Source organism: Ruegeria sp. Alg231-54 (assembly GCF_900143525.1).
Lineage (GTDB): Bacteria > Pseudomonadota > Alphaproteobacteria > Rhodobacterales > Rhodobacteraceae > Ruegeria.
Genome location: NZ_FREZ01000002.1, coordinates 69,148 through 95,128, shown reverse-complemented (window position 1 = coordinate 95,128; position 25,981 = coordinate 69,148). Strand labels below are relative to the sequence as shown.

Annotated in this window: 19 protein-coding genes and 1 tRNA gene; 5 read left to right on the top strand and 15 right to left on the bottom strand. The window is 56.2% G+C overall.

The annotated features are described in order from the left end of the window. Positions 1 to 9: 9 nt before the first annotated feature. Together DHN12_RS04990 and DHN12_RS04985 are read right to left on the bottom strand one after the other, a co-directional pair. Positions 10 to 1,614 (bottom strand): class I adenylate-forming enzyme family protein, encoded by a 1,605-nt coding sequence (locus DHN12_RS04990; protein WP_108788563.1) that lies wholly within the window; start codon positions 1,612 to 1,614, stop codon positions 10 to 12. A 2-nt stretch (positions 1,615 to 1,616) separates the two neighbouring features. Further along, on the bottom strand, positions 1,617 to 2,828 hold the full coding sequence (locus tag DHN12_RS04985; protein WP_108788565.1) for an aminomethyltransferase family protein: 1,212 nt from the start codon (positions 2,826 to 2,828) through the stop codon (positions 1,617 to 1,619). Positions 2,829 to 2,980: 152 nt separating this feature from the next. Here DHN12_RS04985 and DHN12_RS04980 point away from each other — a divergent pair, with 152 nt between their 5' ends. Then, positions 2,981 to 3,865, top strand: a complete 885-nt coding sequence (locus DHN12_RS04980; RefSeq protein WP_108788567.1) for a LysR substrate-binding domain-containing protein — start codon at positions 2,981 to 2,983, stop codon at positions 3,863 to 3,865. A 180-nt stretch (positions 3,866 to 4,045) separates the two neighbouring features. Here the strand turns inward: DHN12_RS04980 and DHN12_RS04975 are convergent, their stop codons facing one another. The 6 genes from DHN12_RS04975 to DHN12_RS04950 form a co-directional block, all read right to left on the bottom strand. Further along, positions 4,046 to 9,190: a RecQ family ATP-dependent DNA helicase gene (locus DHN12_RS04975; RefSeq protein ID WP_108859192.1), complete on the bottom strand. Its 5,145-nt coding sequence runs from the start codon at positions 9,188 to 9,190 to the stop codon at positions 4,046 to 4,048. Positions 9,191 to 9,971: 781 nt separating this feature from the next. Next, positions 9,972 to 10,427, bottom strand: a complete 456-nt coding sequence (locus DHN12_RS04965) for a P27 family phage terminase small subunit (RefSeq protein WP_108859190.1) — start codon at positions 10,425 to 10,427, stop codon at positions 9,972 to 9,974. A gap of 558 nt (positions 10,428 to 10,985) precedes the next feature. Further along, positions 10,986 to 13,265 carry a DUF3987 domain-containing protein gene (locus tag DHN12_RS04960; RefSeq protein ID WP_108859189.1) on the bottom strand — a complete coding sequence of 760 codons (2,280 nt, stop codon included), beginning with the start codon at positions 13,263 to 13,265 and terminating at the stop codon, positions 10,986 to 10,988. Continuing rightward, positions 13,262 to 13,543 (bottom strand): hypothetical protein, encoded by a 282-nt coding sequence (locus tag DHN12_RS04955; RefSeq protein WP_108859188.1) that lies wholly within the window; start codon positions 13,541 to 13,543, stop codon positions 13,262 to 13,264. The genes DHN12_RS04960 and DHN12_RS04955 overlap by 4 nt, the downstream gene beginning before the upstream one ends. 312 nt (positions 13,544 to 13,855) lie before the next feature. Then, a complete protein-coding gene (locus DHN12_RS24370) occupies positions 13,856 to 14,071 on the bottom strand; it encodes a hypothetical protein (protein WP_159089970.1) in 216 nt (71 codons plus the stop codon). A 76-nt stretch (positions 14,072 to 14,147) separates the two neighbouring features. Beyond that, positions 14,148 to 14,369 (bottom strand): hypothetical protein, encoded by a 222-nt coding sequence (locus DHN12_RS04950; RefSeq protein ID WP_159089969.1) that lies wholly within the window; start codon positions 14,367 to 14,369, stop codon positions 14,148 to 14,150. 104 nt (positions 14,370 to 14,473) lie between these two features. Between DHN12_RS04950 and DHN12_RS04945 the strand changes: the two genes are divergently transcribed. Further along, the gene (locus DHN12_RS04945) at positions 14,474 to 14,827 is read left to right on the top strand and encodes a hypothetical protein (protein WP_108859186.1); all 354 of its coding nucleotides are present in this window, start codon (positions 14,474 to 14,476) and stop codon (positions 14,825 to 14,827) included. Then, positions 14,827 to 15,960, top strand: coding sequence for a tyrosine-type recombinase/integrase (locus tag DHN12_RS04940; protein WP_108859185.1), 1,134 nt, complete (start codon positions 14,827 to 14,829; stop codon positions 15,958 to 15,960). The genes DHN12_RS04945 and DHN12_RS04940 overlap by 1 nt, the downstream gene beginning before the upstream one ends. A 79-nt stretch (positions 15,961 to 16,039) precedes the next feature. Here DHN12_RS04940 and DHN12_RS04935 read toward each other — a convergent pair. After that, positions 16,040 to 16,115: transfer RNA gene (locus tag DHN12_RS04935), tRNA-Trp, on the bottom strand. Between the two features lie 143 nt (positions 16,116 to 16,258). Between DHN12_RS04935 and DHN12_RS04930 the strand changes: the two genes are divergently transcribed. Beyond that, positions 16,259 to 16,966, top strand: a complete 708-nt coding sequence (locus DHN12_RS04930) for a lysophospholipid acyltransferase family protein (RefSeq protein ID WP_108859184.1) — start codon at positions 16,259 to 16,261, stop codon at positions 16,964 to 16,966. Here DHN12_RS04930 and DHN12_RS04925 read toward each other — a convergent pair. From DHN12_RS04925 to DHN12_RS04905, 5 genes are all read right to left on the bottom strand, one after another. Beyond that, on the bottom strand, positions 16,963 to 17,208 hold the full coding sequence (locus DHN12_RS04925) for a MoaD/ThiS family protein (RefSeq protein ID WP_108859183.1): 246 nt from the start codon (positions 17,206 to 17,208) through the stop codon (positions 16,963 to 16,965). The two genes, DHN12_RS04930 and DHN12_RS04925, sit on opposite strands and share 4 nt — an antisense overlap. Then, on the bottom strand, positions 17,201 to 19,456 hold the full coding sequence (locus DHN12_RS04920) for a xanthine dehydrogenase family protein molybdopterin-binding subunit (RefSeq protein WP_108859182.1): 2,256 nt from the start codon (positions 19,454 to 19,456) through the stop codon (positions 17,201 to 17,203). Before DHN12_RS04920 ends, DHN12_RS04925 begins: the two co-directional genes overlap by 8 nt. Then, a complete protein-coding gene (locus DHN12_RS04915) occupies positions 19,456 to 19,935 on the bottom strand; it encodes a (2Fe-2S)-binding protein (protein WP_108859181.1) in 480 nt (159 codons plus the stop codon). The genes DHN12_RS04920 and DHN12_RS04915 overlap by 1 nt, the downstream gene beginning before the upstream one ends. Beyond that, complete coding sequence (locus DHN12_RS04910) at positions 19,932 to 20,798, bottom strand: xanthine dehydrogenase family protein subunit M (RefSeq protein ID WP_108859483.1); 867 nt, start codon at positions 20,796 to 20,798, stop codon at positions 19,932 to 19,934. Before DHN12_RS04910 ends, DHN12_RS04915 begins: the two co-directional genes overlap by 4 nt. Before the next feature lie 129 nt (positions 20,799 to 20,927). Next, positions 20,928 to 24,140, bottom strand: a complete 3,213-nt coding sequence (locus DHN12_RS04905) for a reductive dehalogenase (protein ID WP_108859180.1) — start codon at positions 24,138 to 24,140, stop codon at positions 20,928 to 20,930. Between the two features lie 76 nt (positions 24,141 to 24,216). Between DHN12_RS04905 and DHN12_RS04900 the strand changes: the two genes are divergently transcribed. Further along, on the top strand, positions 24,217 to 25,119 hold the full coding sequence (locus tag DHN12_RS04900; RefSeq protein WP_108859179.1) for a LysR family transcriptional regulator: 903 nt from the start codon (positions 24,217 to 24,219) through the stop codon (positions 25,117 to 25,119). On the opposite strand, the gene DHN12_RS04895 is transcribed toward DHN12_RS04900, so the two are convergent. Further along, entirely contained in the window at positions 25,110 to 25,961 is an 852-nt protein-coding gene (locus DHN12_RS04895; protein ID WP_108859482.1) for a LysR substrate-binding domain-containing protein, read from the bottom strand. The two genes, DHN12_RS04900 and DHN12_RS04895, sit on opposite strands and share 10 nt — an antisense overlap. Between the last annotated feature and the right edge of the window lie 20 nt (positions 25,962 to 25,981).

The following is a 25,981-nucleotide window of genomic DNA, read 5'->3' as shown; positions in this document are numbered from 1 at the left end:
TCCTGTCTGTCAGAGTTCAGAATATTCCCCGGCGACGAAGCGATCGCGGAGAACAAATTTCTGGATTTTTCCCGAACCGGTCAGGGGGAAGTCCTCGACCTGCACCCAGACATTCGGGGTTTTCTGCGGGGACATGTTTGCGCGGCAATGAGCGTGCAACGCGGACCTGTCGAGCGGCCCCGTGCCGCGGATGAAAGCGCCGATGACCTCGCCCCATTTCGGGTCCGGCAGACCGACAACGGCGACCTCGGCCACGCCTGCGAGTTCCAACAGGCAGTTCTCGATCTCGGCCGGGAAATGGTTCTCGCCACCCCGGATGATCATTTCCCTGACCCGCCCCGTCACGGTCACATACCCGCGCGCATCCATCCGGCCCAGATCACCCGTATGTAGCCAACCGCCCTCATCCACCGTCTCGGACGTGGCCTTGGGGTTGTCATTGTATTCCAACATCACACAGGGACCGCGGGCACAGATTTCCCCGACCTTGCCAACGGCGACAGCGCTGTTGTCATCGACGCTGCGGATCGAAACCTCGGTCTGCGCGACAGGCTGACCGGCCGTGTTGCAGATGTCGTCGATACTGTCTGACAAATGGTGTTGAGTGATCACCGGGCAATGTTCTGTCTGACCATAAAGCGTCGAGAATCCGGCGCCCATCAGGGTCTGCACTCGGCGCACCAGTTCCGGGGCCACCATCGAGCCACCGCAACTGACAAGTTTTAGGGCAGCGAGGTCGCGTGGGCGCCCTTCCTGAGTGTCGAGCAAGGCTACCACCATGGTCGGGACGCCAAGTATAATGTCCGCGCTGCTCGCTTCCAACTGGTTCAGTACAACATCCGGATCAAACAGGCTGACCAAGACCATCCGGCATCCCGCCTGAAGGCAGCCAAGGGTGACCATGCCGCAGCCCGAGGTATGGAACATCGGCATGATGTTGACCCATGTGGTTGCCTCGGTGACCCCGCAGCGCCCGGCATAGAACCGCGCGTTATTGACCAGCCCGCGATGGCTGAGCACCGCGCCTTTGGGAAAGCCCGTTGTGCCGGATGTGTATTGGATCATCGCGGCGTCGCCCGACGCGACTTCGGGCAGCGCGGGCGGGCGGGAGCCTTGTGTGTAAAGCTCGACGCTTTCCATGTCCGTGACTTCGCGCACCGATGGGATGTTTGCTGCGACCTCGGCCCCGATCCGGCCCATCGGGTTGCCGCGAAATTCTTCGACAATAAACAAGACGACCGCGTCGGATTGTTCCAGAACGTAGGCCAATTCGCGTGCCTGAAACGCCGGGTTTGCAGTCACCAGCACCAGCCCGGACAGCGCACAGGCATATTCCATCAGGACCCATTCTGGGCTGTTGGGCGACCAGATGACCACCCGCTCGCCGGGCGCAAACCGGGTAGACAGCGCCAGCGCAAGTCGCTCGGCGTCGGACAGCAGCTCGGCGTAGGTCCAACGTCGCCCTGTCGATCCGTCCTGTCTGACTTCGACAAGGGCCTGCGCATCCGGGCGCCCTGCGGCAACCTCGCGCAGCAATGCGCCGATGGTGATTTCGCGCGTATCCAAATCGGATTGGGCCGGGACGTGCGAAACGCTGAGCGTCAGGTCATACATGGTTATTCCGCTGCAATCGGGTTTGTTGGAACGTCCACCAGCTTGCCGCGCGGAATGAGCCGGTCCGCATCATACATCGGCAGAGTGCAGAGCTCACCGCTCTGGGTGGACCCATCAGCGCAAAGCACCTCCACCTTTGTGCCCGAACCCTGTGCAGGGACATCCATGCGCACGATGCAGACACCGCAGCCCTGATAGGGCGAATAGCCCGAAGAACAGACCCGGCCGACCTCTTCGCCATCAATGGTCATGACGCGGCCAAGCTGTGCGACACCGCCGGTGACCCGCATGCCCCAGGTGCGGCAGGATTTATCGGCTGCCTCCAGCGCTTTGCGGCCAACAAAATCGCGATCATCAAATTCGACAAATCCGCCAAGCCCTGCCTCAAACGGCGTCGTCTCCGCCCCGAAATCCGAGCCGGCATTGAGCAACCCTGCCTCGATCCGCCGCGCGCGGAATACTGGTGTTCCGGTCAGCAGAATGCCGAAGGCAGCACCTGCCTCCATGATCTTGTCACCGATGGCGGGGATGTCGGTGTCGGGTAACATGTAGACTTCCCAGCCCAGTTCATTGGTGAAGCCCGAGCGGCTAATCCAGCAGGTCTGCCCCGCGATGGAAACCTCGGCGCAGTCGAAATAGCGGAAAGGATCGGGCATGGGGCCGTCCAGCACAGCAGCCAGCAAGTCCAGCGACCGTGGGCCTTGAATCTGGCTGACCCAGACATTCGGGTCGTGGATTTTCACGTCTAGCCCCTCGGCGTGGGCCTTGTACCAGCTGAATAGGTCGCCGTCAGCCTGCGCCATCCAGAACCTGTCCTGCGACAACCGCAACAGCACCCCGTCGGTGATCATTCCGCCATCGTGATAGCAGGCAAACTGATAGGAACAGCGCCCCGGCTTCACCTTGCTGACACTCCGGGTGAACACCTTGTTCAGCAGGGCCTCAGAATCCGACCCGCTAATCTCGATTGGCAATTCGCCGGTGTGGCGGAAAATGACATTGGTGCGCACGGCCCAATACATCTCGTCATCCGTGGCCGTGTCCAGCTTTTCTGGCGTCAGGCGCAAGTTATAGAGCGTGTATTCGGGATCATATGGCAGTTCCATGTAGCTCAGCGGATGGGCCGGCATGGTGCGGGCCAATTCGCGCGGTCGCGCGCCCTGATTGGGGAGAGCTTTGGCGACGAAGCGGAAGTGGGAAAGGTCAGTTGTCATATTGTTCACCGTTCAGAGTTGTTAGACGCCTGCGGGTGATCTTCGACAAGGACAGATGGGTGCCACGCATTGAGTTAGTGATATTGGACCAACTGGGCTCAGCGCAAATCTAATGATTTGCACAAGTCGTTCGAAAAAATTAGACAATATTCATGCGCTTTCGTTCTTATGATGCCCTCAAGATCTTTGATGCCGTTGCCCGCACTCTGTCGATGACCAAGGCGGCGGACGAGGTGCATCAGTCGAAAGGGTCGATCAGTTACCAAATCAACAAGCTTGAAGCCGAGCTAGGCTTTCGTCTGTTCGAGCGCGCGCACGCAAAACTGGGACTGACAGAAGAAGGGCGCAGATTGTGGCATGTGTCCCAAACGGCCCTGAGCCAGATCGACCGTGAAATCGAAGACCTGCGTGGCACTGTCTCAGGTGCCGTGACCGTTGGCGCGCTGACCTACTTCTCTTCACGCTGGCTGTCGCCAAGGCTCACCCGCTTTTTTGAGGCCAATCCCGGTATCAGCCTGCGGATCGAACCGATCAATTCCGTCGACATGATGAGATCGGTCAAAGTCGACATGGCAATCCTCTGGGGAATTGACGGCTGGGAGGGTCATAAGAGCGAACTTCTTCTGTCCCTGCCTGCTGTGCCAACCGCCAGCCGTGCAGTTGCTGAGCAGGTAAGGCAGCTTGGATTGCCCGAAGCGGTCAGGCAGCTTCCGCTCTTGGGTGACAGCTCCGGCGATGCGGGGTGGCGCGCCTGGCACAAAGCTGCAGGGCTGCCGTACGCACCCAGCCGGTCCAGCTTGACGGTTCCTGACTCAAACAGCCGCGTTCATGCGGTGGTGGATGGTCAGGGGTTGGCGCTTTGGGATGATCTGATCGCGCCAGAAATTGACGACGGCACGCTTGTCCGCTTGTCCGATGTCAGAGTTGAAAACGCGGGTTACTTTGTCATTTTCACGGATCAGCCGATGTCTCAGGGCGCAGAGGCATTCTTGGACTGGTTGCGGGCTGAAAATGATCGCAGCGAGAGGCGGGCCTGAAATCCTGCGGGTTTGCTGCTCTTGAACGGCCGGTTTGGAGAAATCTGCCGCGTCGCCGCGTGTTTCATACCGCATTTGCGAAAGGTTTCTGCGTCCGCAATAGAGGCATAAGCAAAAGGTAGCAAAGTCCCGCATCTCGGACCTAGCGCATTTTCGAGTTAAGGTCCGGTTTTACCGACTTTACTTGCCGTCCTGATGCTCTCCGAAGACCGTTTCAGCCCCTTTGACCTCTTCGAATATCAGTTCAGGCACCACGACTTCCCAATTGGCGAGTTTCATCAGGTGATGAAAACGCTCATCCGCATCCTCCTTACGCCAATTTATGATGGCCGCGATCTCGCCAGTGACAAATTTCATGCCCATCGGGGGAGCGAATGCTTTTGCCATCCGCCCGAGGGCCCGCCCTTGAAGATCCTCGATCTGCCAGCGATCTCCGACACTGGAGAGCCTGACTGGCGCGCCGACCTGCGCTTCAGCGATCGCCTGGTGAACGATGTGCCAATCACCTTGGCGGCCTGCAAATGACAGGTCGACCATCTTCATTTCGGGCGATTGAAAGAACCGTCGTGGGCCGGGGACTGTCACCAAGTTGGGCACCACGTGCCGCGCGACGACGGAAGGCGACTCGGTGGGAAGGTATTCATGGTTGTCGTTGCTCATGACGATCAAATTGCGCCGCGCACGTGTCATGGCGACATAGAACAAGCGCCTCGGCGCGTCCTGATCTTCGTTTTGCGAGGGCCGTTCCCAACCGCCATCCAGGATCACGACATCGTCGAATTCGAGGCCTTTCGCGCGATGCGCCGTCAACAATTTGAGGCCACGCTGCTCGCCCCATGAGTCTTTCGACCATTCAGCAAACCATTCGATCACGTCAGGGCTCGGGAGCTCTTTGCCATCAACTTCACGCGCAAGTTGGCCAAGCCCCTCGCCGATCCGGTCAGTCCAACGGCTTGAGGGTATAGTGTTCAGGGTTTCGGTAAGGTCGCTCAAGCTGACCAAGGCTGCGTGCCTCTCGCGTAGGCCGTCGATGAAACTCCGCATCTCACGGGTGCGCCAAACACTTGGCAAGTTTTCGTTCGCCATTTCGACAGGAATTCCATGCGCCTCGGCAAAATCACGGACCGGCAGAAGCTTGCGCCAATCACGAGAAATGATTGCCGCCCCTTTCCAACTCCAATCCGGGATCAGTTTTGACAGGCGGATCATCTCGTCTACCGCCGCAAGGGCCTGAGCGTCATTTCCGGCCGGGCAGCCAAGGATTTGGACCCGCCCCTGCGCAACCGGGTCGAGGCTTTCCATGATCCCTCCGGCCGGGTCCTTTTGCCTCGATTTGTCGACTGTAATCCCATGGCCTGTTTTCATACGTTCCCGTGACCCTTCGATCACGGCGTTCGCCGCACTGATGACGTTCTTCGACGAGCGGTAATTGTCGGTCAGAAAGACCGGCTTGGCTGAATAATCCTGTTCAAACTGCCGAATGTGGCGCACCGATGCGCCGGCAAACGCATAGATATTCTGGTCGTCATCGCCGACCGCGAACAGGCTGATCCTTTGATCGGGGTCGTCGATACTGCGACCGGCCACCGCTGCGATCAAGGCGTATTCCTCGGGCCCAACGTCCTGATATTCGTCTACTAGAATCCATCGGAACCCTTGGATCAAGGTTTCTCGCAAGGCTTCGGCCTCAATTTTGTCCAGCCCGTCGCCACGCAAGAGACGTGCCGCATCGATCAGAAGCGTCTCGAAATCAGGTTCATCGGCCGTTTCCCGTCCGGCGAAGCTCGCGCCAACCAACCGCATGGCTAAGGCATGGATGGTCAAGACGGTCACAAAGCGAGCATCTTCGCCAATCAGCAGACGCAAGCGTTCCCGGATCTCGGCGGCCGCGTGACGATTGTAGGCGAGCACCAATATACCGTTAGGATCTTCGCGCTTGATCCGGACCAGATATGCGACACGATGGACCAGCACCCGTGTCTTGCCCGATCCTGGCCCCGCGAGCACCAGCACATTGGTCTGTTCGCGGTCGTCACGAACGATCTGCTCTTGTGTCGAATTCCCCAGATTGTCGACGATCTCGGCATAGGACTGGGGCGTTGCCTGCCGTCTGAACTCCGTAACTCTTCCCGGCATCCAAGCTTTCATGAAGTCGGACTGTTCCATTTCGAAATAGTCATGCGCGAGCAGCTGGGCCTGATCGATATCGTCGATGCCCTTGCTCGCATAAGCCGCCATCACGTGGGTCTGGACGGTCTGTTCGGTGTAATGGTCTTCGAGCGGAGCGAAATGTTGGGTGGTAAAAGCGCCGCCTTTCGGATTGATGTGCAACGTCATGGCGGATCGGAACACGGACAATCCCTTGCCCAGAGTCACCACCTGCTGTTCGTGCAGCCAAAGAAGCGCCCGGTCCATCAGTTTTGTTGGATCATTGACAGATGCTCGCAACAGCGCATCGCTGTTGATCGCTGCAAGAAGGTCGCCAAGCGTGGTCTCGACGTGAACATCTTTCCCACGCAGGCCAGCCTGAACCTTGTTGATCAAGAATGAAACCAATCGCTCTGCGGCCTGCCTGCGAAGCTGAGCGGTCTGTTCGATTGTCCCCCATGATCTTTGCGTTCGCACCATTACACTGCCTTTAGACACCTTGCGCAGGCCAATATTGCCTTTGCCGCCATCCATGTCGCGGCCATCCTGCGCAATCCCACGGAGCAAACCCTCGACAATATCGGGCCGCACGGAGGCGTGTCCCCGCTCCCGCAGGTCCTGCGCCACTGAGGCCAGATGGCAGGGCACAGCCTCATTGATGTCCGCGTCTGGCGCGTGCTCTCTAAGGATCGCAATCAGGTCAGCTTCCAACCGGGACGCCGCTTGGAACCGTTTCGGCGAGGCATTCTCGACGCGCACATGCACGAAGATGGTGATGTTTGTATCATCTTTTGCAATCCCCAAGGCCTCGAGATCCGCCAAAGCTTTGCGAACGCCCGACATCGTCAGCCCACTGACCCCGCAGAGCTCGTCAGTGGTGATGCCCTCTTCCTGCGGCGCGTTGATGATGTGCTGCACGATTGCGGCGAGATCCTCGCGCCGCCGCTCGGTGATCTCGGCGGATGCAAGGATTTCGTGGACCTCCTTCATGCTTCTTACTCGGAGCGAGGCGGGGAACACCTGCACCCGGTTTTCTTCGCGGTTCAGAAGGTGTGCTTCTTCCAACCAGGCGACGGCCGTCTTCACCCGCGTATCGTCGGTGTTGCTGTCCCGCTGGAAATCTCGCTCTTTCTCCTCATAAACAATCTCACCGGGTGTGGCGACTATTTCACCGCCTTTTCCGGTCCGAGCATCAAGACGTCGAAGCGCCTTCAGGATCGCGCCGATTTCGTGCCGCGCGAGTCGAGAACGCGCGCTGAGGCTGAACTGACGATCAACGTCTTCGGTATTGAACAACAGGATGCAGTTTGCAGGCTCGCGGTCCCGCCCGGCGCGACCCGCCTCTTGCAGGTAGTTTTCCAACGACCCCGGCACGTCCCCGTGAACCACCAGACGGATGTCCGGCTTGTCGACCCCCATCCCAAAGGCGTTGGTGGCGGCGATCACGCGGAGATTGCCGACGCGGAAGTCCTCCTGAATCTCACGTTTGTCATCGGGGCTGAGGCCTGCGTGATACCGTTCAGCGGCGATGCCCTGTTGTTTTAAGAACTCCGCCACGCGCTCGGTAGTGTTTTGGGTCGCACAATAGACGACCGCTCCCGACACGCCCTCACGCGGAAGCTTGGTCTCGATCGTGTCGAGGATATCGGTCATCTTGGTGGCCCGCTGCGTTGGCAGCACCTGGAAGCTCAGGTTCGACCGTGATGCGCCACCGTCGATCAACACCAGTTCGGACCCCAAACGCTCTTTGAAATGACTGCGGATGTCCTGCACGACGTCCGGCTTCGCTGTTGCGGTCAAGCAAAGCACCGGAGCCGGTTCTTCGCCTGAGCTTTCCTTGATAAACCGCGAAACGTAGCGATAGTCCGGTCGGAAATCGTGTCCCCATTTAGACACGCAGTGCGCCTCGTCCAACACCCACAGCCCTATCTCGCGCTGTGCCAGAACGGACCGAACTGTTGTGCTGCGCAGTTGTTCGGGCGAAATCAAAAGGATCGCAGCATCCCCAAGCCGCACCTTGTCAAGCGCATCCTGACGCTCGGGCAAAGACAATAGCCCGTTTATCGTAACCGCCGAGGAAATTCCGGCCCGAACCAAGCCCTGAACCTGGTCTGCCATCAGCGCCACAAGTGGCGATATAACGACGGTCAATGCCCCGGTCTTGTCGAACCGAGACAGCGCGGGAATCTGATAGCAGATGGACTTACCCGTGCCCGTTGGAAGGATACCCAAGAGGTTGTCGCCTTCCATGGCTGTCGCCACGATCTTTTCTTGAAGCGGGCGTCCGTCCTCGTCGGCTGGTTCTGGGCGGAAACTTGGGAAGCCGAACCAACGTGCGAGTGCTCGGGTGGGATCATTGTGCTCTGCGCAATAGGCACAGTGCGGATCACGACAATTCGTATCTCTCAGGTCTTTGACGAGCCGTGCTGCGTCACGGAATTGCGCCCGCACCCAAGGCGGCATAACAGAATCCCCACCAGCGACCGAAATCCAGGCAAGGGCATATGCCATAGGCCAACCGAGCCCAGTGTCCGAGAGCCGCTCGAGCAGAGCGTCCACTTGCTTGCCGCAGGCCACGTCTTTTAGCAACGCCTGAATGGCCTCGAGCGCCTCCGCTTCCGTCGGGATGGACGCCCCGCGCACGTCGCTGAACAACCGATCAAATCCGACGCTACTGGGACCTCGGCAGCACAGCCAGTGATAGGCGATCACCGTTTCTGGCGACAACGTGTTCAGAGTTACGAAGGCTTCGATCTGGTTGCGAAGAACCTCGAATACAAGACGCGCGTCGAGCTCGGGATCGTTGACGTGACCACTTTGAAGCCGCCCATCGCGGTAGTGTTTGACCAAATGATGATAGGGATTGCGCGGGAACGCCAAGGGGTTGAGCCAAAGCGTATCAATCGGTCCGTCCGCGAGCTTTGCGAAGCGCGGTGAGACCGCCAAGAGATGCGGCAGGTCGTGGCGCAGAATATTGTGCCCAATGACATGTGCGAAACCGGCGCAAAACAAGTCGAGCTTTTCAAGCGCGGTCTTCGGGTCACCTTTCCGATGAATAATCCCCACTCCATCGCCTTCCGGCACGGCTGCAAAGGCAAATAACTTGGCTTCCTTGGGATCGATCTCCAGATCAATCGACAGACAGCGCGACAGGATTTCGGATTGTTCCCGCGGCATTTGAATACTCTTAATTCCCGGCCTAATAGCCTCAGGCTTATCAAGTGGCTGTTGTTTGCCACGGCCAAGGGCCTTCGATATGCCGCGGGAAATTAAGTTTTTCATATTCGCAGGTTAATATTTATTCCAAAGGAGCGGAACCTTCGGCGGCCATTTGACAAAAAATGTTGTCCCGATGCCATGCCAGGTTTGCGAGGTGCGGCCAGTGTCTTTTTCTTCGGGTTTGCAGATCTTCCCATCCGAACCCAACAGCCGGTCGACAACATCACTCAGGACTTTTTGTGCGAGACTGGGGCTGGTAGGATCCGGACAGCTCTATTGATCAAAGTTCGTATGTTTTCCGGCCCGTCGATCTTTTGCGAATGCAGCAAACTTCCGGTTCCGCCCAAAAGACAAATACTACGCTCATCACCTTAGTCGCCTTTAGGCTCAAGTCGGTCATCTGACTGTTTTTTTCAGATGACTGCTTAAGAGCGGAAAGAAGACACAGAAGAGTGTGGCAGCGCCCGTTAGGGCGTGCCTCTGCGGTCCCAATACTCTTTGCCAGTCTCTTGGTATCCAGCCCCTTCATAGCTGTCATAGCTGCACACCCTCACAACAATGATAATGAAGAATGCCATGAGGATTGCTCTGGCAGTTGGGGTTTGGAGCAAGTATTTCATTATTCTTTTTTATATTGCGTGAGTGACTTGGCAAAGAAGTCCCGCGCCTTTTCATTCAGCCCGCCGGTGGAGCTCAACTAACCGACCGCAGGCCGCATTGGAAAGAGGTTTGGGAGTAGTCAATTGATCGGTTTTGGTCCGAGCGCCAACAATCTGTGAGCATCCGTGTTTTTGGCTTCTTGCACGGCTCTGTTTTTGTTTTCAGCCAAAGTCAGTTTGGCATTGTCTTCGTAAATATTCAGTCGGAGTGATGTCGCTAGAGATTGCAGCTGCTTAATCAACTGCAACTGGGCTTGAACCAAGGGATGAACTTTCACGCTTCCGGATTTCGTGACCGTGGTAAAACCTGACCGTGCAAGTAGTGCAGATACATCATCCAGCTGGTGCACGATACGTGCGTACTGAACACAAAGATTGATGATGTTGCGTTTGCCTCTGTAGCGGTAGGGAATTTGAAGTTGAACCCGAGCATACTCTTCATAAACGGGATTAGAAAGCGGTCTCCCAGGTTCGAAAACTGTGTTGGCGTTTGAACGTTCTTCTTGATCGTTGCTAAATCCGAAGACATCACTCATTTGGCTGTTGTCCTTTTTCGGAGAGCAAAGAAGCAAGCGATACAAGCACAGTTGATACGCTTGGCAAGTGGATAAGCGAAGCTGTTTTTAGTAGGCATTTTTCGGTTTTCTCTCTCAAGTCACTGGAGGCGCGGTCAGCGGGCTAGATTATCATTTTTTGAACCTCCCCCCTCACTTGGTGCTTGGATCTTCTCCCAGGCGTGTTCGCTAGATTTCCGCCTAGTAACCTACCTTCCCACAACAACCTTGGATATCTCAATGGGGTATTTTTTTACCACAATCATCATGCACAGTTGCTTAATTCTAGGGCAAAATCGGTGTTGTTGGAGAAGTTGTAGTTTGTTGGGCTGGAAACCCAACAGAACTTTCCTTTAAAAAACAAAGGTTAAACTAACGAATAAGGTAAAATGTTGGGTAGTTGTACTTTTGTAGTATGTTTCCTGTATTCACGTCTTAATTAGTGTATGTTGTACAACAAACCCAATCACCCAACAATCGTTTAAAAACAATAACTTAACTCCCAACAACGCCCAACAAAACCCAACAACTCGCCAGGAATTAATCCAAATTAAAGGCTGGACCGATCCTAAAAACCTTGCCACTTCCGGCGTCTGGTTCGTCAGGAATGGTTGGGTGACCTTTAATCTGTTCGTACTTTTGGAGGTATTCCATTTTCACCATCAAATCCAAAGTTCGTTCCAGTTGACCGCTAGGAAATAATTTGGGTTTGTTGTTGCAGTATTGATTGAAGACACGCATCGGGACGAGGTACGGATACGCTCCCCACTTCTTGTCTTTGTGGCGGGCTGGTAGTTCATCATTATACCAACGTCCAACAATGTGCTTGACCGCTTCTATACGTCGCTGTTCAGTGGGATCATCAATTATCCCTTCACCGATCATATTACGAACGTTCTGGAAACTGGTCTCAACGATCTTATAAGCGTATTGATAATCACTCACGTCCACAATTGGGTTGCGGTGGTCCCGACTTATAGCGACCACACTGGCGACCTTTTGAATGAGCTCACCAGACCGCGCAAGGACCGCCTCTAGAACAACGTCGTTGAGATCGTCTTGGCGACGTTCTGTTTCGTCTTCAAACTGGTCCCACCATTGCCACGCCGCGGCGGTGCTACCGACCTTCTTACGTGTGTGAGATTGATTACCGTCTAGGAGCGGTCTTTGTGACATCAGGTATTCCGCGACATGTTCCAGTTGCGCTTTTGCCCCGTAGTCCATGGAACGCGCCTCACGACTGTTCCGGATCGGGCGCGTTGTCGCCACCGCATAGAGAAATCGACTTGTCGTCCCATCCTTAAAAGATCTGGGGTCTAAACCATCAAAATCGCTTGGTGTACTTTCGCCGACAAAGGACATTATCGGTTGATAGATATCCGGTACATTCTTTTCTTTGTCCCGAACACTGTAAGGACCAAGTTTCTTGCCGTCCTCACTCAGGGTGAACAGGCGTGTCATGAAATCGAAGATACCCGCTTGGAAGGGATTACCACCTTTGGTTAGCGCCGCACGTATCTGTTTCCCGAATTCGTGGTACCAGAGGATCAGGCAACCATGTTCGGCAAGTTGACTGCGTAATTCTTGAGGACTACCAAAATCCCCGTTTAGGATCTTTGCCATTGCTGGGAACTTTTCCAACTGATCCAGCACGTCCCGGACGGTGGTAATTGGTCCTTCTTTGCCCCAACCAGATTTAGCGACAATTAGACAGTATAGGTTTAAACCAAGACCAGTAGGACTTGAATAAAACGGACCAAACATACCGGACAGGTGACCAAGTGCGGAAATCAACGCCGCCTGTGGAAAGTGACGGTATGGTTTATACAAACTGTGCGTGTAAACAGTCTTCAAAAGTCCTTCTTCGGGCGGTTGTAGATCATAGTTGGTGACTGTTGCTGTTTGCGGTGGATTTTGTTGGATCGTTTCTACCGCAACCTGCGCCTGCTGAACCTTTGCATAATGTCTGGCAAGTACCTGTGACCCAATACGTTCGATTGTCAGGTCAACATAACTCTTACTGCGCCGACCCCTCTCTTTTTCGATCTCTCGATCCGGTGTCCATTGCGCACCTTTTTTGAAGATCTCCCTGGACTTTTCGAAGTCATGAGTAGCGTGAACAACCATTTCAACGATCTGTGCATCCACCTGACTTCTGTCACAATTCGACGGATAACCTTTTTGCCAAGCGTCCCGACCTGCCGGGTTGCCACTGCCCGACAACATGGACTTGATGATTAGGTCTACGGATCTGGGATCGGTTTTCCATTCCACGTCCGCCATCTCAAAGGGTCGCGCCTCGAAGAACTCCACCAGTTCTAACACTGTGCCTGTCTCGTCCGGTTTTACATCCGCCGGATAATCCCCATTCCCCCAAGTCGGGATATTACCAGTGAAGGCAAAATATCTGTCGGCGGTGTAAATCTCGACCTTGTGGGCGGCACTCTTACGACCTGCAAACGGTAGGGTTCCTTGGAATACGATGTGGTACCCTTTGCCGCTTTGACTGTGTTCGATATAGTGACCCGCCTCATACGCCTGCTTCAAAACCTCGTGGTGTTTCAGTTTGACCAAACTGTCCGGTGGTAGATCTTCGGTTCCGTCTAGGTCAATGACAACGACCTCCCCGTTCAATCGCCCGGCAATCGTCGGTGCCCCATTAATCATTGCGCGCACGGTTGGGAAGTCAGCCCAATGTGTAGCGTCGTTCACCTTTGCCTTACGATTCTCTTCGAAAGGGTGTTTGGCGATCTTGTCCGGTCCAATTGGTGCCCAACTTAGACCAGTTTTCAGCACCTCTGGGATGTTATCAATTGTCATTTACTTGTCTCCCAAGGTGCGCCCGTGAAACCCCAAGGCGGTGCTTCATCGTCTGGTTCTGGTGTTGGTTCTGGTTCTGGATCAGGCGTTCGAACATTATTTTCGAACGGCGGTCGAACATTATTTTCGACCTCATCCGTAGACACGAATTCTTTGCGCCCGTCTGGATAAACAACCACCCTTTTGGCACCCGGATACAGACCACTCTCTAGGTCGGTGACCTCTCGTAGACGAAAGGTTTCTCCGGGATTTTCTGTGAACCATTGTTGATCGGTCATTGGTCTCATTTCCTGTAAAAATCAGGAGACAACCAAACCGCTTTGCCAGTACCTTAAGGGTGTGTAATGTTTTTTTTGGGGGTTCTTCTGGCTTGGCGGCTTTGGCACCCCTACTTTTTTGCCAGATTTTTTTTAATTAGCCTACGCACGTATTTGGAGATATCTTGATCTTCCTTTGCCGCCGCTACACGAACATCCAGCTTTTGCTCTTTTGTAAGCCGAATTGTGATATGCGAATTGTCACGATTCATTTATCTACTCCTAGTTTTACCAATAACGTACCATAGTGATTTTTATCACTACAACGATTAGTTATTGACGCTTTACGAGTTTCCCCAATTGAATTGGTCCCAATCCAATTTTTGCAATTCTTTCTATTTCCGGCATTCCCGCTAATATATTTGCTTTAGTTAAATCCAGCTTTAATAGCGTGTCACCGGATTGCCTGATTAATTCCATTTTTTCTGGACTAATATCGTTGGTAACAATGACCTCAACGACCAAGGTGGGATTGCCGGGAACCGCCACTCAGCCACGTAGCCCGGCCGGGGATACTCTAGGATTGGGTCGCCTCCCGAAAAGATGTACGCTTCAGGTGTAAGTGTCATTCTGTTATCTCCGGTGTCCAGTTTGGGACGTGTCGTCCGTACCCATTTTCAGCGTGATATTTGAAAGCCTCTTCCTTGATGAAAAGCAGGCGACCCAATGGAACAACGCCACCAAGCATTCCCCTTTCGTGCGCCTTGTAGATGGAATTTCGAGCGACCCCGAAGACCTCCGCTAGTTCATTTAAAGGGCGCAAGTTCGCCCGTATTGGTTCAGCCATCATGTACCTCCTTGAAACATCAAATGGCATAATTTAGTGTTACACCAAGGCAAGGGTAACGCAACACCTATTTATATCCTTAAGTGTTACAAGAAAGGGCTACAATGATTGTAAAGGACAACAACACACCAAAGGCGGTGATTAAGTTCATTGACCAGCTTTGGTCCCAACCCGGTGAACCGACAGGTGATCCAACGGAACTCGAACGGTACGTCACGGCCGGATTAAACAACCCCAAACAAGCACAGTTTAGGGCGTGGATTGATATGGGCGAGTTACAGGTTCACCCCAACTTTTACGATACCGATTTAGAAGAAGTTTACTTGCTGGCAGAGGCTTACGCCGCTGGTCATAAGTGTTACCTGTGCCAGAATTGCGGGAACAAAATGATAGCCAAACGACAGGCTAAAACGTGTTCCACCGCTTGCCGTGTGGCGCTGCATAGGAGTGCCGGATAATGGCTAGTATTCATCACAACAAACGTGGTTGGACAGTCCGTTGGGAATTAGGTCGCAACAAGGATGGCAAGCGGTCCACGTCTTCGAAAACCTTCAAGACGGAACCAGAGGCCATTGCCCACAAGCTGTATGTTGAGAGGCTTAAGATTGGCACTGGTAAAGAAAGTCTAGAGGCGCGTTGGATGCGCTGGATCGAAGACCGTTTGGCGGTAGGTAAGATTACCGAAAAGACAGCGGTAGGGTATCGTGAAAAGTGTCGGGGATGGGGGAACCTGATCGGTCCCAAACCATACAAACAGATCACCACCGCCGACATTGATCGCGCACTTGCCCAACTGTGCCGGGGCGAAACTCCAACGGGTCGCATTCCAAGTCCACGCACGATTCATCATTACCAAGTGTGCTTGAAGACGTTCTTTACCCACATGTGGAAGAAAGGTGAGATCGAACGACCACCGACTTTGGGCATGGAGATGGTGACGGCGTCGAACAGAACCAAACGCGCCCCGACTATCGACGAGCTACAGGCGATTATTACCGAGGCAGATCAGTCCAAAGCGATCTACGGTTTGATGGGGTTTATCCTAAGACTTGCCGCGCACACTGGTTTGCGTCGGGGCGAGTTGTTTGGATTGCGCTGGCAGGACGTTGATTTTAACGCCGGACGGATCACTATTAGACAGGCGGCAACGCAACCGACCGGGAAAAAATCTACCACTTTTAAAGAACCCAAAACCGAAGCAGGTCACCGGACCATTTCCATTGAACCTGCGACGGTCGATCTTCTACGCAAGCACAAAGTTATGGTGCGTCAATGGCAACTGGCGGCGGGGTCCGTTTGGGCGAACAATGATCTGGTTCTTTGTGATCCTGCGGGTCAGGTGTTGAACATGAGCGATGTAAGTAAGATCGCAGGTAAGATCCGGGATAAGTCCGGCGTGTCTCGGGATGTGTTACCGATCCACGGAACCCGACATTACAACATCACACAGATGGCTAAACTGACAAAAGACTATGCTGCGATCCAACGCCGCGCTGGTCACGCCAGCTACGAATCGACTAACAGGTACATCACCACCGACGAAGAACAGGACCGGGATCTGGCAGAAGCCGCACTTCGGGGTTTGATCTAAAATGTCCAACAGATGTACAATATAGTCGAGTAAATTTTTCGACCACAGCATACAAATACTTGATTTATAATAATAATTTTGGCAGGGGCAGCAGGGTTCGAACCCGCGACCTACGGTTTTGGAGACCGTCGCTCTACCAACTGAGCTATACCCCTAAGGTGCGCATCAAATATGCCAGCCGCGCAGCGGACTCAAGAGGCTTTTTCAAATTCCGCGCGACTAATGCATCCGACAAACAAGTTGCGTGCAGCGTTTAGTTCTATAAGACACGTTTTGGTCAGTACGAGGGGCGCAATCCGTGAGTATCCGCAAAAATATAGCCGACAGCGAAGCCGTTCTAAACTGGGCCGCGCGCCGCATCGCGAGTTATATCCGGGTAGTCAATCGCAACACCAAGTGGCAGCGCATCGGATACGAAGAACTGGACCAACTGGCCGAACAAGGTGAGCCGGTGATCGTGGTGCTGTGGCATCAGCGGCTGGCGCAATCGCCGTATTTCTTCCCGCTGGACAAAGGGCGCATATGCTCGATCACTTCGTCTGCACGAGCAGGCAGCATGGTAGGTCGGGTGCAGAAACTATTCGGCATGGACACCATCGCCATGGCCAGCAAACACAAGAGCAACGTCGCCGTGTCGCGAGAGGTGTTTGGCAAGATTAAGAAAGGGATTTCCATCGGCATCGCCGCCGACGGACCACGCGGCCCCGAGCGTGTGCTGTCCACGGTGCCACTGGTCTGGGCGCGCACCTCGGGCAAACGGATCTTCGGGATCACCTATTCCGCACAATATGGCAGCGAAGCGGGTACATGGGATCGCCTGTTGATGCCCCGCCCCTGGCGTAATAGGGGAGTTTTTCTGTGCCGCGAGTGGACTGAAACCGTGCCACGCAAAGCATCAGAAGAGCAAATCGAAGAGTTGCGGCAAAGCCTTGAACAGCACATGAACGACATCACCGCCGAGGCCGACCGTATGGTCGGACGTGAACCGTGGTCGCCAGAGGCTTAACCGCCCCGCAAACGTTGCATCAGGTAAATTTCGCTGCCCACAGGGATCGGCTCAGTTAATCCGCTGGCGATGACGCGCCCATCAATGGCGATTGATACGCCGGCATCAATCGGCGCCTGAAGCTGCGGGTGTAGCTTCACCAGTTCCCGCAATAGATCGCCGGTGGTTTTGGCTTCAACTTCGACCACCTGCTGGCCCCCGGTCAAAGACCGGAGGCCGGACCAGAGGTGGACCTCAACCATTGTCCTTCAGCGCGGCCAGAATACGCGGCGGTGACATCGGCAGTTGCCGCATACGTACGCCCGCCGCGTGCGACACGGCGTTGGCAATGGCAGCCAAGGGCGGCACGATGCCGGTCTCGCCGACGCCACGCACACCGAATGGGTGGCCGGGGTTTGGCACTTCGACGATCACCGTGTCGATCATCGGCAGGTCACTGGCGACGGGAATACGGTAATCAAGGAAGATCGAGTTCTGCAGGCGACCATCCTCGCCATAGATGTACTCCTCGTTCAGCGCCCAGCCGATGCCCTGCGCCGCGCCGCCCTGATACTGGCCTTCCACATAGGTCGGATGGATGGCTTTACCGGCATCCTGAATAACCGTGTAGCGAGTGATCGCGGTTTTGCCGGTTTCCGGATCAACCTCGGCATCGACGATATGGGTACCAAAGGACACGCCCGCGCCTTCCGGGGTCGCCTCAAAGTGGCCCGAGATCGGACCGCCGGTCGAACCCATATGGGCCGTGATATCGGCCAGCGGGCGCGGATCGAAGTCACCGGCATTGGGGCCAGAGGGCACCGCACAGCCGTTTTCCCATTTCACCGCGTCGGTCGGAATTCCCCAGCTGGCCGCCGCGCGTTCGCACAGTTTTTCGACCGCGTGCTTGGCTGCTTTGATGGTGGCCAGGCCAGAGGCGTAGGTCACGCGAGAGCCGTGGCTGACGTCGTTGTACCCAAGCGTCGCTGTATCGGCGATGGTCACCCGGATGTTTTCGTAGGGAATACCCAGAACCTCAGCCGCCATCAGCGCCATAGATGCACGCGAGCCGCCGATGTCCGGCGTACCAACCATCAACTGGGCCGAGCCGTCCTCAGACAGAGATAGAGACACCGAGGTTTCTCCACCGTGGTTGAACCAGAACCCACAGGAGATCCCGCGTCCCTGCCCCGGTTTCAGCGGCGCCGAGTAGTGCGGGTGCGCCTTGGCGGCCTCCAACGTCTCCACCAGACCGATGCGCTCATACCGGGGACCATAGCTGGCCTTGGTGCCTTCATACGCCGCATTTTTTAGGCGTACATCGACGGGATCAAGTTCCAGTTTTTTGCACAGCTCATCAATCACCGACTCAACGGCAAACGCCCCCATTGGGGCACCGGGTGCGCGGTAGGCTGCCTGTTTCGGTCGGTTGGCCATAACGTCATAGCCAACCTGTTTGACGTTGGTCAGATTGTAAGGCGCAAAGGCGCACATGGCGGTCATATCGCCGGGCGCGCCCGGAAACGCACCGCCTTGTAGGCGGAACACGCCCTGCGCGGCCGAGATGGTACCGTCCTTCTTCATGCCGATCTTGATGTCCATCGACGCCGACGAAGTGGGACCAGTTGCCCGAAACACTTCGGATCGGGTCATCACAACCTTGACCGGGCGGTTGGCCTTGCGGCTCAGCGCCAGCGCAACGGGTTCGATAAAGACGGTTGTCTTGCCGCCAAAGCCGCCACCAATCTCAGACGCAGTCACGCGCAACTGTGAGGTCTCAATGCCCAATAGCGCTGCACAGGTTTTCTGTGCGATCCAGTGGCCTTGGGTCGTGCACCACAGCTCACCCTTGCCATCATTGCCCAGCATACCCAGGCAGGCATGCGGTTCGATGTAACCCTGATGGGTCGCCTCAGTGACAAAGCTGTCTTCGATGATCAGATCAGCTTCGGCAAACCCGGCCTCGACATCGCCATGACCACTTTCGTGGTACCGCACGACATTGGGGTGCATGCCCTCGGGCACCGAATAGTCCGCAGCACCTTCGCGAATGACTGGAGCATCCGAGGCCATCGCCTTGTCCACATCCGTGACGTGGGGCAAGACCTCGTATTTAACCTTGATCAGCTTGAGCGCATCGCGCGCCGCCAGTGCCGAAGTGGCCGCAATGGCTGCTACAGCGTGACCGTCATACAGAGCCTTTTCGCCTGCCATGACGTTTTCCAGAACATTCCAGAATTCGCCCTCCAGTCCCGGTTTGAACGGGACGTCCGCAAAATCCGCGCGGGTCACGACGGCTTTGACATCCTTGTGCGCCTCGGCTTTCGACGTGTCAATTTTCACAATCCGCGCATGGGCGTGAGGCGAGCGCAGGATCGCGCCGTGCAACATACCGGGTGCCGACATATCGGCCCCGAACTTGGCGCGGCCCGTAACCTTGTCCAACCCATCGGGACGGTTCGGTCGCGTGCCAACAAAAGTGAATTCAGATTTGCGATCGTCGAGTGCCATTACGAAGCCTCCCGCAGTTCTTCTGCCGTTTCCATGACGGCGCGAATGATCTTGTCATAACCGGTGCAGCGGCACAGGTTCCCTGCCAGCCAGTACCGGGTTTCTTCTTCTGTCGGGTTTGGGTTCTTTTCCAGCAGCGACTTGGCCGCGACCAGAATGCCCGGTGTACAGATGCCGCACTGAAGCGCGGCGTGTTCGATAAACTTCTGTTGCAGCGGGTGCAGAACGTCGCCATCCGCGATGCCCTCGACCGTTTCGATCTGCTTGCCATCGGTCTCTACCCCCAGCATCAGGCAGGAACAGACCAGGCGCCCGTCGACCGAGACGGAACACGCGCCGCAGTCACCAGTACCACAGCCTTCTTTCGCGCCGGTCAGGTTCAGCTTGTCGCGCAGACAGTCCAGCAGGGTTTCGCGCGGGTCGCAGAGGTATTCAACCGAGTCGCCGTTTACAGTGGTGGATACGTGGAACTTGCTCATGCTTGTTCTCCCTTCGCACGGGCATAGGCGATTTTCGCGGCGCGCTTGGCAAGAACGCCAGCGACCTCGGTGCGGAACGCGATGGTGCCGCGCTTGTCGTCAATCGGGTTGCACGCAGCGGATGCCGCAGCAGCCAGCGCATCAAGCGCTGCGTCGTCCAGTGTACTGCCGATGATGGCCTTGGCACAGTCTTCGACCAGCAGAACGGTCGGGGCGACAGCACCCAGCGACACGCGGGCTTCGGCAACAGTATCGCCGTCCAGACGCAAGTTCACGCCTACACCAACGACGGCAATGTCCATTTCGGTCCGCGGTATGAACCGCAGATATGCGTCGCCGCCATCCTCACCCCGTGCGGGAATGTGCACGGCCGAGACCAGCTCACCCTTGGACAGCGACGTTTTGCCGGGGCCGGTCGGAATTTCTTCGACAGCAACTTCGCGATCACCACTTGGGCCTGTCACGGTAACGGTCACTCCGGCGGCGACCATAGCAGGCACAGAATCGGCCGCAGGAGAGCCATTGCACAAGTTCCCGGTCAGCGTTGCGCGCCCCTGCACTTGGGTTGATCCGATCAGGTCCATCGCCTCAACTACGCCGGGCCAATCGCGGCCCAATTCGGAATGTTCGCTCATCTCGGCACCGGTGGCCGCGACGCCAATCGTCCAGCTGCCATCGGCATTGCTGATGATGTCGCTGACGCCGTCGATCTTTTTGATGTCGATCAGCGTGTCGGGGGTCACAAGTTCCGAGCGCAGCTGCACCAGAACATCGGTGCCTCCCGCCAGAAACCGGGTAATGCCCGTCGCGTTCGCGGCCAGAGCCGACGCCTCGGCAAAGCTGGCGGGGCTGTGATAATCCATGAAAATACCTCGCACCTGTTGATCAGGATTCACTGGGGTTCGCAGGGGACGTTAGTGCAGCTACCCCACGGCGTCCATGGCTGGAACGACCAATTTTTGTGTTTATCGAAGTCGTTTTCAGACCTCAGATCAGAGGTCGAGCTCAATCACACCGTCAGGTTCAGCCGCGCGGCTTTGACACAAGATGATCGCGCCCTCGCGCTGTTTGTTGGACAGAACGAAATCACGATGCTCAATATCGCCGGAAACCACACCGCATTTGCAGACGCCACATATGCCGTCGGCGCATTTCACATCCACATGAATACCCGCCTCGTTCAATACCTGAGCGGCATCTTTGTCTTTGGGGACGGTCAGTTCCCTACCCGACTTCGCCAGCTTCAACGTGAAGGAGTGATTTTCATATTCCGGCTGTTCGGGGACCGAAAAATACTCCAGGTGCCGGGCCTCTTCAGGAAATCCCTGCCGGTCGGCCGCTTGTATGACACCATCCATGTAGCGATCCGGTCCGCAGGTATAGACGTGCCACCCTTCCTGATAACCCGACAGGACTGCATCCAGATCGGCGCGCGTTCCTTCATCCGAGAAATGAAAATGCACGTGGTCCGCCCAGGGCATCGCCGCCAGATCGTCCAAGTATCCCGCCCCAGCGCGGGTGCTGGCGGAATAGTGTAACGCGAACGGCTTGCCCAGCGCATGCAACCGATGAGCAAATGCAATCATCGGGGTGATGCCGATCCCACCACCCATCAGGAAGGTCTTTGTTGCGGTTTCATCCAGTTCGAAATGGTTGATCGGTTTAGAGATGAAGACCTTGCGCCCCTCGTTGAAGATTCGATGCAACAGGGCCGAACCGCCGCGTCCTTCATCCTCGCGCAAGACGCCGATCTGATAGACTGACCTGTCCGACGGGTCCCCCGACATAGAATACTGACGCAGAAATTCAGGTGCGACCAGCACATCCAGATGTGCCCCGGCGGTCCAATCTGGTAAAGGCGCGCCATTCAGGGCCGAGAATTCATACTTGGTCACATCCGCCGTCATCTTGCCGACCTTGGTCAACGCAACCCGCATCACCGGCGCGTCGCCCGCGATTGAGTACCGATGCACGATCGACGTATCCCCTGCTGCCTTGCGGTTTTTGTATTCTTCGGCTGACACCATCGCCTGATAGGCCGCAATCCCGGCCTCGCGGTCCATCGCAAAGGGGTATGGCCACGGATGAGGGGCCAGATAGGCAGGATAGACGGCTAATGTCTGATCTTCGAACTGCAGGTCCAGATCCGTTTGCAGGTCACGCCGGTTCAGCGGATGTTTCGTTGGGCGGTAGGCTCCATCCGCCTGCAATTCGATATCCCACCACCATTTCTTGGTGTCGTTTAGACCGCCATTACCCACGGCATCGTCCAGTTTCGCCAATGCTGGGGCAGCCTGAGGGATGTTCATCGCGGCCCAACGGAACGGGCGTTCCTTGAAGATGCCCTCAAGGTTCCACGGGCAGGTCTTCATGCAACGCCCGCACATCGCACCGCCGGGTGTGGTCACGCGATAGGTTGCGCATTTCTGGCTGTCGGATTTCCAGATCTCATAGCCGTTGAACATGAGTTTCGGCCCCGCGGTGATTGCCCCCGAAGGACATTCGCGCGCGCATTTGTTGCAGCTTTCACAGAAAGTCTGCAGGCCAAAATCAATCGGTTTGTCGTGCTCCATCGGCATGTCGGTCGTCACCGCACCGGACTTGAGCCGGGGCCCTAGATAAGGGTTCAGGATGACCTCGCCAATCCGGCTGACCTCGCCCAATCCAGACAGCAGCAAAAGCGGCGGCTGAAGCACTTCGCCATCCATGACCGTATGCGCCTTGGCTTTGTAACCGAGGTTGCGGATCTGCTGCGCGATTACACCGCCCAGTAGCGAAAACCGCAGATAAGCGCGCATCGACTGGGCAACTGCGATCCAGTCATCGCCGCTGGACCCCTCCATCGTTTCATAGCCCTGGTCGATGATCATGCTGATGGCCTGATCGTGGGTCGGGTTGATCTCTTCTCCGGTCGCGTCGTGAGAGTACCACGCCCATTCAGGACAACGGCTGAGGCCCACGGCATCGCCTCCAATGAAATAGGTCGCGGCCTTGATATTCGCGGCATTTCTGGCGGCATCAGTCGGACACGGGCCATCCGCGCTGTCGCCATCCTGCAAAAGCACAAATGCGCCCAGTGAACGGCGTTGCGCGAAACTGGGGGCGGCCTTGCGCACATAGTGCCCCCCCCTGGCTGCATCCTGCAGCGGTTTGCCCATATCCCCGAATTGTGCGCGGGCAAACATGTCGGCGCGTTTGGGAACGCGGGCCACGTTTTCTTCGTCAATGTAAGTCGTCGGGTCCTCGACGCGCTTAAGCTTCTCGAACGGTTGCGCCCCGTCCACGTAGCGTCGTTTGGCGTAAGCATCCCGGTTCAGCGCGTTCTTGGCGAACCCCGTTCCCAGCCACCACGCCGGACCCTGAGTGCGAAACCAAGGCTGCTGCGCCATGGATTGCAGGGGTTGATCATGCGCAATCTCCATCTCGGTCGTAACAGCTGCCAGACCAAACCGCTTGCCTAGCCACGGCACAACGACATCGCCACCCTCAACCGAGGCCAAACCAGCCGCCACCGCCAGCTTGCCCAGATCAACCTCAGAGGACATCGCGGTATGCGCCCGCGCATCGAACCCCAACAACCGGATATAGTTGGCAATCACCACCGCATTTTCGGTCGCCAGCAAACAGGAACGGTGATCCTGCGCATCCATGATCCAATCAGAGCCGGGCTCATCCGGGTTCGGATCGCGGTTGTGTTCATAGACAAAGACGATGGCGTGGCGGTGAGTGTCCATCGGCTTGGGCGCGGCCTCCATGCTTTCCTTCAGGTCGGCCATGATGACATCGATACCCGACGCCAGCGTCTTGGTCTGCCGGGTCTTCAGCGCATGGGCCAGACGATCAATGTCGGGGTTATGACGCGGCTGGGGCAGCATCGCCTCGGCAGGCAAAGGTCCGCACCCCATCATCGACGCGTCATTGAAATAGCCAAAAGCCTTCAGGTGATGTGCGCGCGCGGTCGGATCAGCCGGGATTTCAGAGGGCACAGCATTTACGAAGCCATCACGAATAGCGTCCATCATCGCCTGAAACTCGCCCATGGCGTTGACGATGCTTTCAGGCTGATCCGGCCGGTGAAAACTGAGCACGGGCATCGGCTGCACAAAGGACAGGTCCGGCACAACGCTCTGACGTGCCAACCGCTCCAACGGATAAGGCCCCATGTGGACCGGCCGGTTCTTGTCCGAGAAAAAGCGGATCCCCATTGTGCGCCTCCTGATTTCTAATTGTCACCTAATGCGGCGTGGACAGTAAATCCATTCATGAATAATCATAAGCGGTATGAGCAAAATAGATTTCATGGATCTGGATGGCAAAGTCCTGAGGGTCTTTCTAACCATTCTCGAAGAAAACTCGGTGTCCAAGGCCGCAGATCGGCTTGGCGTGACGCAATCGGCCATCAGCCACACCCTGTCCAAACTTCGGGTGGTTCTGGGCGATCCGTTATTTATCAGATCAGGGCAAGGTCTGACCCCTACTGAGCGCGCCTTGTCCCTGAAAGATCCTGTTCAGCAGGTTCTGGACAATATGCGCGCACTGACCGAGGACCGCCCGTTCGACCCGCTGTCCGAAGAGATGGTCTTTCACATCGCCACAAACGACATGCCGAGGGAATTGATTTTCCCGCAATTGCTGCAAGAGGTTCGGGCCGAAGGCGTGCGGCTGGGGTTGGGGTTTATCCCATCAGGTGTTCCAGACCCTGAGCTGCTGCGAAGCGATCGGTGTCAATTGATGCTGACGCCTTTGCCGCCGGATGGACCGGACATCTTTCAAAAGCGCATCCTCAGCAGCCCGTTGATGATCTACTATGATGACACGCGACGATCTCCTCCGGACAGTTGGGAAACCTATTGCGAAACCGAGCATGTCGAAGTGCGCTTTGCGGATGGCCGCAGCTCGCGCGCTGTTATGCGGGGTGTCGATCAAAACCAGATCAGGCCACCGACGGTTACCCTGCCGCATTTCAATGCCATTACCTCATTTGTGAAAGGCGGCGACCTGATTTCAACCGATACTGCGTTGATGAAACACGGGCCGCTACATGCGTTGGATTGTGCACCTCTGCCCTTCGCGTGCGACCCTGTCTCTATCTACATGGTCTGGCACCAAAGATCTTCCAACGACCCGGCACATCGCTGGTTGCGTGACAGGATCGAAGCCATCGCAGCGACGCTTCAGGATTGAGACAGCAACCAGTCTTTCATCACTGCGACCAGCGCGGGTTGACGTGGCTGTTTGGGTGTCACGATGTAAAAGCCCAGGTCCTCGACCAGCTCATCCGGGATCGGGCGCACCAACTGACCGGCGGCCAACTGGGCAGAAACAAGCGGTTCGTTAGCAAGCGCAACACCCTGGCCCGACACGGCTGCGTCGATGGCAAGGCTGGTCTGGCTGAAACTCATCATCTTTGGCTTGCCGGTGATCCCTGCCCGCTGCAGAAACAAAGGCCACAGCCCATGGGTGTCGTTCAGCAGAGTGTGCTTTATCAGGTCAGCAGGATGCGCAATTCTGGCCGCCATCTCAGGACCGCAAACCGGAACGAAAGTTGTGGAAAACAGAGGCACTGCGACCACCCCGGATCCAAACGGCGCGCGCCCTTGCCGAACAGCAATGTCGACACCGTCCCCCTGGAAATCCGCCAGCCGTTCCCGCGCGTCGACCTGCACGGCAATATCAGGGTGGTGCCGCGTAAAGTCCGAGAGTCGTGGAACCAGCCATTTCGAGGCAAAGCTGGGCGTGACAGAGATAGTAATTTGTCTGTCCCCAGAAAGATCCTCGACGGCCTCTTCAATTAGTCGGAAGGCCCGGCGCAAGGGCGCATGGAACCTGCGCCCAGCCTCGGTCAGCGCAAGGCCACGTGGCAAGCGGTCAAAGAGCGTCACAGCCAATCGTGCCTCAAGCCCGCGTACCTGCTGGGCGACGGCACCTTGGGTGACGCCCAGATCCTCGGCAGCCAAGCGAAAGTTCAGATGCCGCGCCGAAGCTTCGAAGGCCCGCAAAGCGTTCAGAGGGGGAAGAGCCGCCATCGTAGCACCCTGTAGTTTTT

What these genes read in the sequence shown, in the direction of transcription:
- DHN12_RS04990 (WP_108788563.1), bottom strand. Translation starts at nt 1,614, where the DNA reads ATGTATGACCTGACGCTCAGCGTTTCGCACGTCCCGGCCCAATCCGAT.
- DHN12_RS04985 (WP_108788565.1), bottom strand. Translation starts at nt 2,828, where the DNA reads ATGACAACTGACCTTTCCCACTTCCGCTTCGTCGCCAAAGCTCTCCCC.
- DHN12_RS04980 (WP_108788567.1), top strand. Translation starts at nt 2,981, where the DNA reads ATGCGCTTTCGTTCTTATGATGCCCTCAAGATCTTTGATGCCGTTGCC.
- DHN12_RS04975 (WP_108859192.1), bottom strand. Translation starts at nt 9,190, where the DNA reads ATGCCGCGGGAACAATCCGAAATCCTGTCGCGCTGTCTGTCGATTGAT.
- DHN12_RS04965 (WP_108859190.1), bottom strand. Translation starts at nt 10,427, where the DNA reads ATGAGTGATGTCTTCGGATTTAGCAACGATCAAGAAGAACGTTCAAAC.
- DHN12_RS04960 (WP_108859189.1), bottom strand. Translation starts at nt 13,265, where the DNA reads ATGACAATTGATAACATCCCAGAGGTGCTGAAAACTGGTCTAAGTTGG.
- DHN12_RS04955 (WP_108859188.1), bottom strand. Translation starts at nt 13,543, where the DNA reads ATGACCGATCAACAATGGTTCACAGAAAATCCCGGAGAAACCTTTCGT.
- DHN12_RS04950 (WP_159089969.1), bottom strand. Translation starts at nt 14,369, where the DNA reads ATGGCTGAACCAATACGGGCGAACTTGCGCCCTTTAAATGAACTAGCG.
- DHN12_RS04945 (WP_108859186.1), top strand. Translation starts at nt 14,474, where the DNA reads ATGATTGTAAAGGACAACAACACACCAAAGGCGGTGATTAAGTTCATT.
- DHN12_RS04940 (WP_108859185.1), top strand. Translation starts at nt 14,827, where the DNA reads ATGGCTAGTATTCATCACAACAAACGTGGTTGGACAGTCCGTTGGGAA.
- DHN12_RS04925 (WP_108859183.1), bottom strand. Translation starts at nt 17,208, where the DNA reads ATGGTTGAGGTCCACCTCTGGTCCGGCCTCCGGTCTTTGACCGGGGGC.
- DHN12_RS04920 (WP_108859182.1), bottom strand. Translation starts at nt 19,456, where the DNA reads ATGGCACTCGACGATCGCAAATCTGAATTCACTTTTGTTGGCACGCGA.
- DHN12_RS04915 (WP_108859181.1), bottom strand. Translation starts at nt 19,935, where the DNA reads ATGAGCAAGTTCCACGTATCCACCACTGTAAACGGCGACTCGGTTGAA.
- DHN12_RS04910 (WP_108859483.1), bottom strand. Translation starts at nt 20,798, where the DNA reads ATGGATTATCACAGCCCCGCCAGCTTTGCCGAGGCGTCGGCTCTGGCC.
- DHN12_RS04905 (WP_108859180.1), bottom strand. Translation starts at nt 24,140, where the DNA reads ATGGGGATCCGCTTTTTCTCGGACAAGAACCGGCCGGTCCACATGGGG.
- DHN12_RS04900 (WP_108859179.1), top strand. Translation starts at nt 24,217, where the DNA reads ATGAGCAAAATAGATTTCATGGATCTGGATGGCAAAGTCCTGAGGGTC.
- DHN12_RS04895 (WP_108859482.1), bottom strand. Translation starts at nt 25,961, where the DNA reads ATGGCGGCTCTTCCCCCTCTGAACGCTTTGCGGGCCTTCGAAGCTTCG.